The sequence below is a fragment of the Spiroplasma endosymbiont of Halictus nicosiae genome, assembly GCF_978018445.1.
This window is the reverse complement of the sequence record NZ_OZ389573.1, coordinates 1,989,613-2,004,950: the sequence shown is the minus strand read 5'-3', so window position 1 is coordinate 2,004,950 and position 15,338 is coordinate 1,989,613. Positions and strand designations below refer to the sequence as shown.

Annotated in this window: 19 protein-coding genes, 6 tRNA genes and 1 pseudogene; 20 read left to right on the top strand and 6 right to left on the bottom strand. The window is 26.6% G+C overall.

Going from position 1 to position 15,338, the window contains the following annotated elements; all coding sequences use genetic code 4:
• Positions 1-6 precede the first annotated feature (6 nt).
• The 4 genes from ACZ91P_RS13710 to ACZ91P_RS13695 form a co-directional block, all read right to left on the bottom strand.
• Positions 7-531, bottom strand: a complete 525-nt coding sequence (locus ACZ91P_RS13710) for a hypothetical protein (protein WP_465156909.1) — start codon at positions 529-531, stop codon at positions 7-9.
• On the bottom strand, positions 512-1,003 hold the full coding sequence (locus tag ACZ91P_RS13705; protein ID WP_465156908.1) for a hypothetical protein: 492 nt from the start codon (positions 1,001-1,003) through the stop codon (positions 512-514). The genes ACZ91P_RS13710 and ACZ91P_RS13705 overlap by 20 nt, the downstream gene beginning before the upstream one ends.
• A complete protein-coding gene (locus ACZ91P_RS13700) occupies positions 958-1,242 on the bottom strand; it encodes a hypothetical protein (protein WP_465156907.1) in 285 nt (94 codons plus the stop codon). The genes ACZ91P_RS13705 and ACZ91P_RS13700 overlap by 46 nt, the downstream gene beginning before the upstream one ends.
• Positions 1,243-2,381: 1,139 nt before the next feature.
• The gene (locus ACZ91P_RS13695; protein ID WP_465156906.1) at positions 2,382-2,657 is read right to left on the bottom strand and encodes a hypothetical protein; all 276 of its coding nucleotides are present in this window, start codon (positions 2,655-2,657) and stop codon (positions 2,382-2,384) included.
• Positions 2,658-3,027: 370 nt separating this feature from the next.
• Here ACZ91P_RS13695 and ACZ91P_RS13690 point away from each other — a divergent pair.
• The 11 genes and pseudogenes from ACZ91P_RS13690 (at position 3,028) to trxA (ending at position 6,284) form a co-directional block, all read left to right on the top strand.
• Positions 3,028-3,103: transfer RNA gene (locus tag ACZ91P_RS13690), tRNA-Asn, on the top strand.
• A 33-nt stretch (positions 3,104-3,136) separates the two neighbouring features.
• A tRNA-Glu gene (locus ACZ91P_RS13685) sits at positions 3,137-3,212 on the top strand.
• Between the two features lie 4 nt (positions 3,213-3,216).
• Positions 3,217-3,292, top strand: a tRNA-Val gene (locus ACZ91P_RS13680).
• A 16-nt stretch (positions 3,293-3,308) separates the two neighbouring features.
• Positions 3,309-3,384: transfer RNA gene (locus ACZ91P_RS13675), tRNA-Thr, on the top strand.
• Between the two features lie 8 nt (positions 3,385-3,392).
• Positions 3,393-3,468: transfer RNA gene (locus ACZ91P_RS13670), tRNA-Lys, on the top strand.
• Between the two features lie 17 nt (positions 3,469-3,485).
• Positions 3,486-3,570: transfer RNA gene (locus tag ACZ91P_RS13665), tRNA-Leu, on the top strand.
• A 184-nt stretch (positions 3,571-3,754) separates the two neighbouring features.
• Positions 3,755-3,958, top strand: a complete 204-nt coding sequence (locus ACZ91P_RS13660) for a hypothetical protein (protein WP_465156905.1) — start codon at positions 3,755-3,757, stop codon at positions 3,956-3,958.
• A gap of 261 nt (positions 3,959-4,219) precedes the next feature.
• Entirely contained in the window at positions 4,220-4,942 is a 723-nt protein-coding gene (locus ACZ91P_RS13655) for a hypothetical protein (RefSeq protein WP_465156904.1), read from the top strand.
• Positions 4,943-4,974: 32 nt separating this feature from the next.
• Positions 4,975-5,160 carry a hypothetical protein gene (locus tag ACZ91P_RS13650; RefSeq protein ID WP_465156903.1) on the top strand — a complete coding sequence of 62 codons (186 nt, stop codon included), beginning with the start codon at positions 4,975-4,977 and terminating at the stop codon, positions 5,158-5,160.
• A 53-nt stretch (positions 5,161-5,213) separates the two neighbouring features.
• Positions 5,214-5,918 (top strand): annotated as a pseudogene (locus tag ACZ91P_RS13645) (HAD-IIB family hydrolase).
• Between the two features lie 54 nt (positions 5,919-5,972).
• On the top strand, positions 5,973-6,284 hold the full coding sequence (gene trxA / locus ACZ91P_RS13640; protein WP_465156902.1) for a thioredoxin: 312 nt from the start codon (positions 5,973-5,975) through the stop codon (positions 6,282-6,284).
• A 421-nt stretch (positions 6,285-6,705) separates the two neighbouring features.
• On the opposite strand, the gene ACZ91P_RS13635 is transcribed toward trxA, so the two are convergent.
• Complete coding sequence (locus ACZ91P_RS13635) at positions 6,706-7,044, bottom strand: hypothetical protein (protein ID WP_338991463.1); 339 nt, start codon at positions 7,042-7,044, stop codon at positions 6,706-6,708.
• A gap of 118 nt (positions 7,045-7,162) precedes the next feature.
• Positions 7,163-7,801 carry a nitroreductase family protein gene (locus tag ACZ91P_RS13630; RefSeq protein WP_465156901.1) on the bottom strand — a complete coding sequence of 213 codons (639 nt, stop codon included), beginning with the start codon at positions 7,799-7,801 and terminating at the stop codon, positions 7,163-7,165.
• 137 nt (positions 7,802-7,938) lie between these two features.
• On the opposite strand from ACZ91P_RS13630, the gene leuS reads away from it, so the two are divergent.
• From leuS to ACZ91P_RS13585, 9 genes are all read left to right on the top strand, one after another.
• Positions 7,939-10,356: a leucine--tRNA ligase gene (leuS, locus tag ACZ91P_RS13625; protein WP_465156900.1), complete on the top strand. Its 2,418-nt coding sequence runs from the start codon at positions 7,939-7,941 to the stop codon at positions 10,354-10,356.
• A 69-nt stretch (positions 10,357-10,425) separates the two neighbouring features.
• Entirely contained in the window at positions 10,426-11,280 is an 855-nt protein-coding gene (locus ACZ91P_RS13620; protein ID WP_465156899.1) for a TMEM164 family acyltransferase, read from the top strand.
• A 913-nt stretch (positions 11,281-12,193) separates the two neighbouring features.
• The gene (locus ACZ91P_RS13615) at positions 12,194-12,478 is read left to right on the top strand and encodes a hypothetical protein (protein WP_465156897.1); all 285 of its coding nucleotides are present in this window, start codon (positions 12,194-12,196) and stop codon (positions 12,476-12,478) included.
• Positions 12,433-12,927, top strand: coding sequence for a hypothetical protein (locus ACZ91P_RS13610; protein WP_465156895.1), 495 nt, complete (start codon positions 12,433-12,435; stop codon positions 12,925-12,927). Before ACZ91P_RS13615 ends, ACZ91P_RS13610 begins: the two co-directional genes overlap by 46 nt.
• Entirely contained in the window at positions 12,905-13,078 is a 174-nt protein-coding gene (locus ACZ91P_RS13605) for a hypothetical protein (RefSeq protein ID WP_465156893.1), read from the top strand. Before ACZ91P_RS13610 ends, ACZ91P_RS13605 begins: the two co-directional genes overlap by 23 nt.
• A 107-nt stretch (positions 13,079-13,185) precedes the next feature.
• A complete protein-coding gene (locus ACZ91P_RS13600) occupies positions 13,186-13,338 on the top strand; it encodes a hypothetical protein (protein WP_465156891.1) in 153 nt (50 codons plus the stop codon).
• 87 nt (positions 13,339-13,425) lie between these two features.
• On the top strand, positions 13,426-13,584 hold the full coding sequence (locus ACZ91P_RS13595) for a hypothetical protein (RefSeq protein ID WP_465156889.1): 159 nt from the start codon (positions 13,426-13,428) through the stop codon (positions 13,582-13,584).
• Between the two features lie 15 nt (positions 13,585-13,599).
• On the top strand, positions 13,600-14,058 hold the full coding sequence (locus ACZ91P_RS13590; protein ID WP_338990294.1) for a hypothetical protein: 459 nt from the start codon (positions 13,600-13,602) through the stop codon (positions 14,056-14,058).
• A 17-nt stretch (positions 14,059-14,075) separates the two neighbouring features.
• On the top strand, positions 14,076-15,302 hold the full coding sequence (locus ACZ91P_RS13585) for a hypothetical protein (protein ID WP_465156887.1): 1,227 nt from the start codon (positions 14,076-14,078) through the stop codon (positions 15,300-15,302).
• Positions 15,303-15,338: the final 36 nt, after the last annotated feature.

Genomic DNA, 15,338 nt, shown 5'->3' with positions numbered 1-15,338 from the left:
TTCTTTCTATTTATTAAATACATTGTCTATATCTAAAATATTGTTTTCTTTGTTTTCTACTTTTGGTACGCCCCCAGTATTAACTGTTTGTACCTTAATTAATTCATCATAAACACTTTGCAATTGTGCTTTAATGATTTCAATATCATCGCTAATATCATAAGACTTTAATAAAACATTTTTAAATTCTTCATTATCAGTTAAAGAATTAATAAAGTCAATTACATCAATTTGTTTTAATTGAATTGTTTGTTGTTCAACTTGTGAAGTTAATTCAGTATTTTTTGTTTGTAGTTCGTTGATTTGTTGATTACTATTTTCTAAATTACTTGCATTAAATTCTTCAACTTCAGCAGTATTTTCTAAAATAATTTCAGCAGTTTTAATATCTAAACTACCATCTTCATTTTTAATAGGTTCACTATTTTCATTAATAAGAACATATAATTCTAATTTATTAACTTTTTTATTTTTTATTTTAGGTTTATTGGTTATTGATTTTTTAGGTAAATTACTTTTTGTTTGTGCCATTTTTATCAACTTCTTTTGCTAAAAAATACTGTAAATGTTTTCAAGCATCGTGTTCGTGCTCTGACATTTTAATATTTCCTTTATAAATATAATTTTTCTTAACAACTGGCGATTGTAAAACATAATTTAAATTAAATAGATATTTGCATAAAACTTTTAAACCACCAATAAATTTAGGAGTAGATAATGGATTTTTTATTTTTAAACCCTTATGAAGTTGATAATCTTCAATTATTACAATAATTTTATTTAAATAAGAACAAATTTTATTTTTAAACTCATTTAATATTAAATACATATTATTTATTGCTTCTTCTTCATTTTTGGAATTAAAAGTAATATTATTAATTATTTTCTTTTGCAAAACATTATAAATAATATTACCAGTTTGTCCAATTCCAGCAGGGTCAATTGCAATAATATATTTTAATTTATTTGTTTTATTTTTTTGTCAATTTGTAATATTTTTCATCCATCTGATGCTAAATCTAAAATATCGTTAATTTTATAATATTGCATATAAGAAGCAATAACATCTCACTTGTCTTTAAATAAATTTAAGTACATTTTGGCTCATTCTAAACATTGCAAATCATAATGCTTTTTATGATGTGAAATACGACAATTAACAGGCTGACAATTAGCTCATTCAAAAGATGTTGTTATTTCATTTCAAGTTTTATTAATATACAAACTTTTATATTCTGTCATTATTCAATACTCCTTAATTCTTTTTATTTGTTGCTCAAATTTCATCATTAATATCATTTACCGTTACTGGATAAGCTCGTATCATTAATTCTTGTAATTTATTTTTAATTTTTTTATTTCATTTTTTCATCAAATATTTTCCTTTCTGTAAAAAAACATAATATTCCTTTATTGGTTAATATTTTGATATTTAGTAAATAATTTATTTTAGTATTTAATTACTTCGCCGCCCCCTTCACTTTGAAGGTGAGCGGGGGCGGATAGGATATTTTGATAGAGTTTACCCCCATACGGAAATAAACAAAAAACAGTTTACCGAGTTATTAATTACGCTTCATCCATCCCTAGACAACTTTATATAAAGAAAATAACCTTTTGGAGTTCCAACTCTCTTGTTTTTTTAGTGTCCGATATTGTTTTTTTCGGTTTAACAGCACTTTTTTTATGAAAACAAGCCAAAAAACACATGCTCTGACATTTCGCAAGTGATTAATCTTGCCGAGAATTAAAGAAATAAATAGGAATAGTAAATCCAATCGCTTTCACACTTTCTTTAAAACTTCGTGCCATAGATGAGTTATCCATCTTTAAGCATCAAAATATTAAGTTTTAGATTGCATTGCATTATTCATCAGATAGTACCTTTATTTAAAAATGATATTATTAGTTGTTAAACCGAAAAAATATAATAAATCACAGAAAGGAAATTATAAAAATTAACTAATTTGTAGGGTAAAATAGGTTAATTTTTAATTTTAAAGATACTATCTGATGAATAATGCAAATAAAAAAATCGCTCTAATAAGCGATTAATTTAATTTGTATTTAATTACTTTATTTATAATTTTTATAAAACCTAAGATTTTTTCCGACTACCAAAACATTAAAATTGAAGCAATAATTGCGATGCTATTGATTGTACTGTCAAAAATATGAGCAATAGGTTGGTTTAAATAAACATAATCTGTTTTTACTAATGCATAATGAAAAACTGGAATTTCATAATATCAAGCAATCGCAAGAATAGCACAAATACCTAAAGAAATTGGTAAAATTATTCCTCATTTTGAGTTTCAAATGTTTAATGAGGAATCTTGTTCAAAAATAAAAGTTTTTTGTCATGTATATCAACCAATAAATTAAAATGGTAAATAAAAAAAATTTAATTGAGCATAACCAGTATAACCAAAACCAAATGAAAAAAGACCAAATGTAGTCACACTAATTAATCCTCAAAAATAATTGCTCATTTTACCAAAACTAATTAAAACAACATTTAAAATACTTGTAAAACTGACTAAACCACTTAATGAATAAAGTGTAGCGTCAATTCATTTAGGAATATTTCCTAAATAAGGTTTGGGAGTATTTAAGATATTAACAATACTAAAAAAAAGAAGGATTGTGGTTAGCATCAATAAAATGATTAAAATCAAAAAAAGATAAAAAAGTAACAATAATCCCAATGCAAATTAAAAGAATTTTAAAAGTTTTTGGTAACTCTTTGATATATTTACCAATTGTTTTGATTCCTAAAAAGTTAATTGGTTTTGTAATAATAAATTATTTTTGCTGTTCATTTTTCATTTTTTGTATAAGTATCTTGTTTCTTTCTTTCATTATTTATCAAGTCTATAACTATATCTTAACAAAAAATAATATGTTTTATTCTTTTAAATAATATCTTTTTGAAGATATAACTCATAAAAAATAAAAAATCCTAAAAATAGTTGCTTGTTTTTTTATTTTTAGTATATAATGAGTAAGGCTAAAAAGATATGCCATGCCTAGTTAGCTCAGTAGGTAGAGCACTCGGCTGTTAACCGATCGGTCGCAGGTTCGAGTCCTGCACTAGGCGCCATTATTTTTTTGAAAATTTTTATTGATATTTACCGGCCTGTTGGTGAAGCGGTTAACACACATGCCTTTCACGCATGCATTCACGGGTTCAAACCCCGTACAGGTCACCATTTTCGGGTGTTAGCTCAGTTGGGAGAGCGCCTGCCTTACAAGCAGGTGGTCAGCGGTTCAAGTCCGTTACACCCGACCATTTTTTATATTAATAAGCTGGCTTAGCTCAATAGGAAGAGCAACTGACTTGTAATCAGTAGGTTGGGAGTTCAATTCTTCTAGCCAGCACCATTGCCTGTCTCCTGTTAGCTCAGTAGGTAGAGCAACTGGCTTTTAACCAGTGGGTCAAAGGTTCAAGTCCTTTACAGGAGACCATTTTTAAAACAGAGTAACCGGGTGTGGCGGAATTGGCAGACGCACCAGACTTAGGATCTGGCGGGGTAACTCGTGGGGGTTCAAGTCCCTTCACCCGGACCATAATTAAAAAACAAATTAGCACTTTCAGAGTGTTTTTTATTTGTAAAATTATGAATATAAATATAATACTTAAAAAATAATTTAGATCATTATTTTAATTTAAATACATATAACAATTATAGCCTTTTGAACAATTAATATTTTATTAAATAATAATAATTTTAACGAAAGGGAATATCTAAAAATGAAAAAAATAGTGAATTTATTAATCGGTATTAGTTTAATAGGAAGTAGTTGACCAATGGCCAATGCTAATAGTAGTTATAATCCACAAGTACAAATATTAAACCGAAGTAAACGACAAGGAAATTTTAAAGCATTAAATGAAGAAATTAAAAATTGAATCTTAGGTGAGTTAGTTGATAATTTGCCAGAAACAATTTTTTAAAAAATATATAAATTAAATAAAAAAATTTAAAAAAATAGTTTAAGAATAATTAATGTTAGGGAAAACGTAGCTAGAATAATTTGAGATGAAGATGTTGATAGCACAACAAATTTTACTGATGTTTATTTTACAGTTTATGATTCAAGTAATTCAGTATTTTATAATGATAATCCAAGTTTAGAAACTTGTCAGTCTTTAGCGTCTACTTCACATGAAGAAACTAACAAAAATCAAATTGGAGAACCAATTTATGCAACAGTTTTGCCAAAAAGTCAAAGAAATAAGCAAGATAATGTTGCGTCACTGGTTCCACCTCGAAAATTAAATAATCTTTTATTAAATACAGAATTAGGTGATTTACCGGATAATTTACCAGAAACAATTTTTGAAAGAGTAATACTTTTAAATACGGATATTGATTTATATGAGGTTGTTATTCATGACATTACACATGATTTAACAATAATTAGTAGTAATTCAAATAGCACTAGATATTATGGCAGAGTTATTGTTCATTTTACTTTAAATAATAAGGAAGTAAAAACAATTAAAGAAAATAAAAATAAACAAGATCCAAATTCGGATGCTAATGATAGTGTTAATAAATTAATTAGTAAATTTAATAAATTATGTTCAAATAATGAAATTAATAATTTAAATTCTAAAAAAGTTCTAACGGGAAATACTAGTGGTGGTCGTTTACATGCAGGAGATACATATCTTGGGACAAACAATGGTATTTATTTAAAACATGGTCATAATAAAATTGACAAGTTTGATGACTTAGAGTTTCCTATAATTGCAATTGAATTAGATAATAAAAGAAGCGCTTATGTTTTAAACAATACTGGTAAAATTTATCATTTGGATTTATATGGTTGAGGACATTACCAAGTGTCAAAAATAATCACAAACAATATAAACTTAAATTGAAAAATAATGGGGCCAATAACAGATGATACAAAGTATGAGAAAAAACAATAAATTTAATTAAATGGCCAGACTATGCTAATAGTTTGCAAGAATTTAAAGAAAAATATAAGTATATTGAAATTAATAATGTTAATTCTTCTGCAGGTGGTCAGGGGACAACAATTTCTAATATTAAAACAAATATTAAGTTTAATACAGAAAATATTAAGGAAAATTGAAATTCTAATCAAAATCATGTTTCTCTTTTAAAGTACAATATTAAATGATAATCATCGGTTTAGTCGGTTAACAAAAAAACAGTTAATTCAATTCAAAAAAAGGAATCCCTTTTGTTGTTACAACAGGGCACCTAGCTAATGATGCAATTCGTCAAGCGCGAAAACTAAAAGTTCATAAGTATGATGGTTATTTTTTGGCAAATAATGGAGCAAGTGCTTATTTTTTAAAAACTAATAGTTTTTTATGAATGATGATTTTTACAACAGCAGAAATTAAAACCATTTTTGATTTTACTTATCGCAAATATAAAGTTCATTTTTTTAGTAATAATAGTACTTATGTTTACGAATATGGTGAGAATTCTTATTATTGATCAAAAATAATGCGAACAAAATATAAAATTATCACCAAGGTCGCTTATATTACAGAGGATATTACACATTCTAGTGTTATTGCCCATCAGTCCTTAGATGATAAGGGTGCTAGTGAATTAATGACAAAGTTACGACAATTATTACCGCAATTAGATATTACTCAATATAATAATCGTGTTTTTGAAATTGCTTGCAAGGGGATTTCAAAAGGTAGTGCCTTGCAATTTTTATCCCATCATATTGGAATTAATATTAGTTAAACTTATTCATTTGGTGATTCTTATAATGATCTTGAATTAATTCGCCAAGCTGGAGTTGGGATTGCGGTTAGCAATACGATTGATGAGTTAAAAACAATGGCAAATGAAGTAACATTATCAAATCGCGAAAATGGGACAGCAAAATATTTGCAACAGTTTTTCTTAAAAAAATAGTACTTTTATGATATGATAAAAAAGCAAGAGAATTCAGTAAAGGAGAGAATTAAAATGGCTGTAAATGAAGTAAAAAATATTGATGAATTCGAAAAAACAATTAGTGATGCAAAGTTAACTTTAGTTGATTTTTATGCTGATTGATGTGGACCATGTAAAATGATTGCTCCAATTATTAATGAATTAGCAAAAACGCGTAGTGATGTTAATTTTATTAAAGTTAATGTTGATGTTTTACAAGATCTTGCTCAGCATTATGGAATTTTATCAATCCCAGCATTAATTACCTTTCAAAATGGAAATGAATTAAAACGTAAAACAGGATTTGTAACTGCTAACGAAATTGAACAAGATTTATTAAGTTAACAAAGTTTTTACTAATAATTTAAAAAAGAGAAGGTGAATAAAAAATGGCAATGTCAATGAAGAAACGTCGTCGTTTAATGGCAGAAAAAAAGCGGCGAAAATCTTGACTCGTAAAGAAGCTGCAAAAAAACAAAAAGAAGAAACAAAAGTTTCAAAGTAGGATATTTAATCTTTAATGGATAATGTTTAATTTAATGAAGATATAGTAATGAACTTTTTAAATCAAAAATTTATTAAATCATTAATTGTAACCCTAATTTATCTAAGGATTTTTATAAAATTAAAAAATATTTTACAATAAAAAACACTTAATTATGTTAAATTTTTTAAATATAATTAAGTGTTTTTTTATTTAAAAACAGTTTATAAAATAGTAATAATTTAAAATAATAAATTTAGAAATAAAAAAGTAGTTTTTATTTTATCCTAAAATAGAAAACACAACAGCAGAAATTAAAGCAAAACCAAAGTTAATTCCAAGCGTAGCAAGCAGAATAAAACCTTTTTTCTTTAAATATCAGACATAACCATTATATTCCGTTTTCAAATGTGAATATTTTGTAATAATATGAAAACCAAGGTCTGCTTGTCAGGGTGCTAATTCTTTTGTTGTATTTAGTTTTCGGAGTGGATTTTTAACTAAAATTCAGTTAGTAATAAACATTACTAAAATAATAATAATTAGAATACCAAAGAAAATTTGCGATAAGTCACTATTACTTAACTGTAATTGTTTTTTACATAATATTAGTGGCGTCATGATGCTAACTTGGATTAATAAAAAAATAATATTAGTAATTAAACTAATAATTCAAAAATTTTTAAGAGATTTTTTCATTAGTTAATTAAATTTTTTAGGAAAATTTTTATTAAGTAAGTTAAAAAATGCTAACAAATTCATCCTCAGCAATTCGTAAGCGAGGGAAACTTGTTCCTTTGACATTATCATCATAATATCCAAATAACATTCCTAACGATAAATGTCATTTTGTTGGGTCTACAATATTATGTTCTGTAAAAAATGAGGTTGCTTGCAGTGGCGTAATTCCGCCCATAATACTTGATCCAATTTTTAATTCAGCAGCTTGTAATGCCATAAAACTAGCGACAAGATGTGTTTGTTCATCCGAAAACATATCTGGACTTGGATAACTTTTTAAGTAATTATTCATTCCTCGCACATTTGTTTTTAATGTTTCACCACTAAAAATTCGTTCTAAGCGATTGGTTAAAAATTCTTCAGATGTTAAATAATCATCATTTGCTCCTAATAGTAATGCTAAAATTGGGGCATCCTTTACTTTTTGCTGATTGCCAGACATAAAACAGTTTAATGCTGCTTGTTCTTTTAATTTCTGATCTTTGATAATAATAACTTTTACTGGTTCTAAGCCATTAGAACTAGGTGCTAAGGCTCCAGTTGTTAAAATTGTTTTTAAATCACTTTCACTAACTGCTTTTGTTTTATCATAGATTTTAATTGCTTTTCGAAACTTTGCTGCTTCTTGTACGCTCATAATTTTCTCCCATTCTGTAATTTATTTATAAATTTATTATACGCTAATAAAAATGTAATTAAAAGTGCTTAAATTACTAACAAATTTTGGAACAATGTTATAATTAAAAAGATAAAAATTTAGAAAGGGTAATAAAGATGGAATTTTCGCATAAAGCAATTGAACAAAAATGACAACAATATTGAGAAGAACATCAAACTTTTAAAACAACAAATAATTCAGAGCAGAAAGCTTATATTTTAGATATGTTTCCATACCCATCAGGAGCAGGTTTACATGTTGGACATCCAAAAGGATATGTTGCAACTGATGTAATTAGTCGTATGCGAAAATTGCAAGGTTATGATGTTTTGCATCCAATTGGTTGAGATGCATTTGGTTTACCAGCTGAACAATATGCTTTACAAACAGGGAATGATCCAGCAGAATTTACTTTGCAAAACATTGCTAATTTTCATAACCAATTAAAAGCACTTGGCTTTAGTTATGACTATGAAAAAGAAGTTAATACTTCTTCACCAGAGTTTTTTAAAACAACACAATTAATTTTTGAATTATTATATCAAAATGGATTAGCTGAGATGCGTGATATTGATGTTAATTGATGTCCTGAATTAGGCACAGTCTTAGCTAATGAAGAAGTCTTAAATATTAATGGAAAAATGGTTTCTGAACGTGGACATTTTCCAGTTTTTAAAAAACCAATGCGACAATGGGTTTTAAAAATTACTGCCTATGCAGAAAAATTATTAGCAGGATTAGATGAAGTTGATTGGCCAGAATCAGTTAAAGAGTTACAACGAAATTGAATTGGAAAATCAGTTGGTGCTGAAATTAAGTTTGCGGTTCAAAATAATCCAGAAATTATTAATGTTTTTACAACCCGTGCTGATACAATTTTTGGTGTTGAGTATCTTGTTTTAGCACCTGAGCATCCATTAGTCTCAAAATTAACAACATTTGAATATGAAGCTGCTGTTACAAAATTTTTAGCAGCAACAAAAGCAAAAACTGACTTAGATCGGCAAGATATTAGTAAAGAAAAAAATGGAATGTTTATTGGTAGTTATGCTATTAACCCAATTAATGAAAAACTTATTCCAATTTGAATTGCTGATTATGTGTTACCATTTTATGCAACTGGTGCTGTGATGGCTGTGCCAGGTCATAATGAACGGGATTATTTATTTGCTTTAAAATATCATTTACCAATTAGTTATGTTATTGAAGGAGAACATCATAATAAATTACATAATAAAGATGGTAAACATATTAATTCTGATTTTTTGAATGGTTTAATGACAGAAGAAGCAACAAAAAAAGCAATTGATATTTTAACAGCAGCTGGAAAAGCAAAAGTTAAAACTACTTATAAACTTCGTGATTGGTTATTTTCTCGTCAACGATATTGAGGAGAACCTTTTCCAATTATTCATTGAGAAGACGGTTCAATTAGTTTAGTTCATGAAACAGAATTACCGTTAGAATTACCAAAAATGACAAATATTAAACCATCACAAACGGGAGAATCACCATTAGCTAATGCCACAGAATGATTAACTGTTATTGAAAGTACTGGAAAAAAAGGACGCCGAGAAACTAATACGATGCCGCAATGAGCGGGTAGTTGTTGATATTATTTAGCTTATATTTTAATGGAAGATAAGCAACTGTTAGACTTACGTAGTGCTAAAGCACAAGCTTTGTTTAAAAAATGATTACCAGTTGATTTATATGTTGGTGGCCAAGAACATGCTGTTTTGCATTTATTATATTCACGTTTTTGACATAAATTTTTATATGACCAAAAATTAGTTCCAACTTCTGAACCATTTTATAAATTAGTTAATCAAGGGATGATTTTAGGGACAGATGGTTCAAAAATGAGTAAATCAAAAGGAAATGTGATTAATCCTGATGATATTATTAAATCACATGGGGCTGATACATTACGTTTATATGAAATGTTTATGGGACCAATTGAAGCATCATTGCCTTGAAATCCAAATGGGTTAGATTCAGCACGAAAATGATTAGATCGCGTTTATCGTCTTATTAAAAATAATAATTTTTCGCATGATAATAATCATGAGTTAGATTTTGTTTATCATAGAATGGTTAAAAACAGCACAGAAATGTTAGAAAAATTAAGTTTTAATACAGCAATTTCACAACTAATGGTCTTTATTAATGCTTGTTATAAAATAAAAGGTCCAATTTATCAACCGTATTTTGAAGGGTTTACTAAAATGTTAAGTTTGTTTGCTCCACATTTAGCAGAAGAAATTTGAACAAAATTAAATCAACCATCATCAGTTGCATTGTCAACATGACCAACATATGATGAAAAATATTTACAAAAAAATGAGGTTATAATTGCAGTTCAAGTTAATGGTAAATTACGTGCTAAATTAGAAGTACCACTTGATACATCAGAAGAAGAATTATCAGCTTTGGCTAAAGCTAATAGCAATGTTCAAATCTTTTTAGATAAGCATGAGATTATTAAAGAAATTATTATTAAAAATAAAATTGTTAATTTTGTTATAAAATAAATAGAAAAGATATTAATTATTTAATCAAAGGAGAAAAGTAATGCAATTTGTTCGTTCTAGCAATGGACCATGAGGTTTTTTGATCCAGCAGGTTCATATTATCTGCCAGGGGCTGATTGAACTGACCAGTGATTTTTTAAAGGTGATAATTATGTTTTTCAATTAGTTGGCATTAGTATTTTTGTTTTAATTATTGGTTCATTTTTTGTTTGCAGAAAGTATTATGCAAAAACTGTTAATTGACAATGGTTTCGGATTTCAATCGGGATTTATCAAATTATAACTTATTTCTTAACATATGCGATTTGAGTAACTTATTTAGCAGTTGTTTTAAAAACAGAGTGAATTTGAGGACCGGTGGGACCTTCGCAAATTCGTGGTTTAAGTGAAGTTATGCCATTACACTTATGTAGTTTACACCAGTTATTATCGGGCTTTATTTTAATTTTTCCTAGTCGAAAATTTTTTGAAGTTGTTGCTCCTTCAGCAATTGTTTTACCAATTTTACCAATTATAACGTCGGTTAATGGTTATTGAAGTTTAGATAATTTCTTTTACTATAATTACTTTATTCTTCATACATTAATTATTTTTGCTTATTTATATGTTTATAAATATGGTTTAGTGGGAAAGCCTTATAGTGGTTTATTATTTAAATGACAGTTATTATGATTAACATTATTTTCTGTTATTGCAGTAATTTGAGACTGAATTTTTAAAACAAACCAATTATTTGTGGAGCCAAGTAGCGGTGAACCATGGAACAATGGTGGTTTTAATGTTGGTGGTTGAAATACAAACTTTATTGGTGCAAAATATATGTGGCCATTTGCTTGATTACCAATGTTTTTCTTAGGGATTGTAATTGTTTCATTAACCCATATTTTATTATTTTATCTACCACAAAGTTTTTTATATGTGTAAATTGTAAATGCAAATGTAGCACTTTATTGAAAAAGAATAAAGTGCTTTTTATTTTGTAAAAAATACTTATATTTATTGGATTAATCGTTAGATAGTATCTTTTACACTTAATAAAATATGTTTTTTCAGAAAAATCCATCCTTTCTTTTCTTAAAAAATTTTGAATAATTGTTTTATTTAGTTGTTAGTTAATTGTTAAATATAATTACTAAAAAAATATATTTAATAAACAAAGAATTAAAAAAGATAATGAGATAAAAAAATAAAGATACTATCTAACGATTAATCCAAAATTCAATCTTTAAAACTTAATATTTTTTGATGCTTAAAGATGGATAACTCATATGGCACGAAGCCTTAAAGAAAGTGTGAAAGCGATTGGATTTACTACTCCTATTTATTTCTTTAATTCTCGGCAAGATTAATCACTTGCGAAATGTCAGAGCATGTGTTTTTTGGTTTGTTTTCATAAAAAGAGTGCTGTTAAACCGAAAAAAACAATATCGGACACTAAAAAAACAAGAGGGTTGGAACTCCAAAAGGTTATTTTCTTTATATAAAGTTGTGTAGGGATGGATGAAGCGTAATTAATAACTGGGTAAACTGTTTTTTTTATTTCCGTATGGGGGTAAACTCTATCAAAATATCCTATCCGCCCCCGCTCACCTTCAAAGTGGAGCGGGCGGCGAAGTAATTAAATATTAAAATAAATTATTTACTAAATATCAAAATATTAACCAATAAAGGAATGTTATGTTTTTTGCAGAAAGGAAAATATTTGATGAAAAAATGAAATAAAAAAATTAAAAATAAATTACAAGAATTAAAATGATACAAGCTTATCTGGTAACAGTAAATGATATTAATGATGAAATTTGAGCAACAAATAAAAAGAATTAAGGAGTATAGATAAATGACAGAATATAAAAGTAAATATATTAATAAAACTTGAAATGAAATAACAACATCATTTGATTGAGTTAATTGTCAACCTATTAATTGTCGTATTTCACATCATAAAAATCATTATGATTTACAATGTTTAGAATGAGCCAAAATGTACTTAAATTTATTTAAAGACAAGTGAGATGTTATTGTTTCATATATGCAATATTATAAAATTAACGATATTTTAGATTTAGCATCCGATGGATGAAAAATATTACAAATTGACAAAAAAATAAAACAAATAAATTAAAATATATTATTGCAATTGATCCTGCTGGAATTGGACAAACTGGTATTATTATTTATAATGTTTTGCAAAAGAAAATAATTAATAATATTACTTTTAATTCCAAAAATGAAGAAGAAGCAATAAATAATATGTATTTAATATTAAATGAGTTTAAAAATAAAATTTGTTCTTATTTAAATAAAGTTATTGTAATAATTGAAGATTATCAACCTCATAAGGGTTTAAAAATAAAAAATCCATTATCTACTCCTAAATTTATTGGTGGTTTAAAAGTTTTATGCAAATATTTATTTAATTTAAATTATGTTTTACAATCACCAGTTGTTAAGAAAAATTATATTTATAAAGGAAATATTAAAATGACAGAGCACGAATTAGATGCTTGAAAACATTTACAATATTTTTTAAAAAAGAAAGTGATAAATAATGACAATAACAGAATCAATTAAATTTAACAAACTTAAAGAAGAAAATGAAACACTTAAAAAAGAACTTGCTGAAAAAGAGCAAGAAATAAATAGTTTTAAACAACAAATAGATATGGCACATAATTTTAATCAAAATTTAGGTAGTGAAATTGAAGAATTAAAACAACAATAATTATATAAAGAAGATTTTTACAAAAATCCATATTCAACAGGTTCTATCGATTGAATATTAGTTGACAGTTCAAAATATGACAAATTATCTAATAAGGATGTTAAATAATGTCTCAAACAAAAAGTAATTTACCTAAAAAATCAATAACTAATAAACCTAAAATAAAAAATAAAAAAGTTAATAAGTTAGAATTAACTGTTAGATTACATGAAAATCCTATTAAAACAAAAATTAAGGCTCTTGTTGCTGGTGGGGTTTAGGTTGATGCTTGTTCGGCTAAATGTCAGTGAGAAGGATTAAATTACTCAACATTATCAATATATAACCCATCTGTTTTAACTGAGTTTTTGAAATTAAAAAAAGATGATGAGATAAAAATTAAAGGCTCAGTATTTAATCAGTTAAATATAAAAACTAAACGCTATTTTTTGTCTTTTAGAGTAGAAAGTTTTGAAATTATACAAAAAGCGATTAGAAAAAGAACAAATACAAATATTAAAAAATAGGAGGAAAAGATTAAAATGGCATTAAAAAATGTAAAATATGTTCTTATTAATGAAAATAGTGAACCTATTAAAAATGAAGATGGTAGTTTAGATATTAAAACTGCTGAAATTATTTTAGAAAATACTGCTGAAGTTGAAGAATTTAATGCAATTAATTTAGAAAATAGTAATCAGCAAATCAACGAACTACAAACAAAAAATACTGAATTAACTTCACAAATTGAACAACAAACAATTCAATTAAAACAAATTGAAGTAATTGACTTTATTAATTCTTTAACTGATAATGAAGAATTTAAAAATGTTTTATTAAAGTCTTATGATATTACTGATGATATTGAAATCATTAAAACACAATTGCAAAGTGTTTATGATGAATTAATTAAGGTACAAACAGTTAATACTGGGGGCGTACCAAAAGTAGAAAACAAAGAAAACAATATTTTAGATACAGACAATGTATTTAATAAATAGAAAGAAGGAAGTAAATTATGGCACAAGACCCACAAAAAATTTTCGGAGATATTGCTAATCAAGCAACAAAACGAGATCGAGAAACATTTGAACAATGATATTTACAAACTTATCAACAAAAATTTAGTTGAGAAGCATTATTTGCATTAAAAGATGCAAGTAAATTTAGTTTAGCATATAAAAGAAAGAAAAATATTAAATATAATGAAGGTTCTGGTAAAGATGGGAAAGTATTTAATGCTGATGATAAATTATTAAATTATTCAGAAGTAGAATTTGATGATAAAATTGTTGAATTAGATACAATTTTAACTTTTGCTCGTAAATTAGACCCTGTAGAAAATGATTTTAATCCTAATCTTTGGGCTGCCGATATTGAGCAAGCAATGGATACTGAGGTTGCTTATAAACGTAATAAAATTTTAGAAATTATTAATAAAAGAGTAGTTACAACCATTCAAGACCAAAAAGCAGATAATACTAATGCTTTACAAATTCACGATAAAATTATGGATAAAATATATGAAAATGGATTTACCCCATCAGAAACAGTTGTCTTGGGTTCGGCTGATTTTATTCGTGGAATTCGTAATAAATTACAGTTACAACTTGGAGCAAATGACCAAATAAACAATGTAATTGAAACAAGCGGAGCAATGAAAACTGTTGAAGGAACAACATATTATATGGTTCCTAAAAAATTACCAATTATTAATAAAGATGGTTCAGAAGGAACAATTACTCTATTACCAGATGGTGTTAATGCAATTGCCTTTAAATTTAGTAAAAAATATGACCCTCTTATCTTACGCAAAAAAGACCATACTCCATTAAGAGTTGGTGCAGCTGCATTGGGTACTGGAATGGGTAATACTTTGATTATGGAAAGAGTTTTATATTTAGGTGGGGCAGTAGTTGAACCTAAGGGAATTATTAAACATATTGTTTCAAAAATTGATATTAGTAAAATTAATAAAATAGATAAACCAAATATTCATGTTACAGACCCAACAAAAGCAACAGCCGAACAGTTAAAATCACAATTTAAAGATGTTGTTTTAAAAGCAGTAAAAGCAGTAAATAGTTCTTTAACTGAAAGTGATTTTGATTACTTTATTGAAAGTAAAGGTGAAGACTGACCAATTAATATTACAAATGATAAAACTGTTGAAGTTCAAATTGAAGGTAAAAACAACGCTACTGGTCAAACAAATCCGATTGATGTTAAAATTAAAAATTCTTAATAGTACTAAAAAATAGTACTTTTTCGTTTGATATAT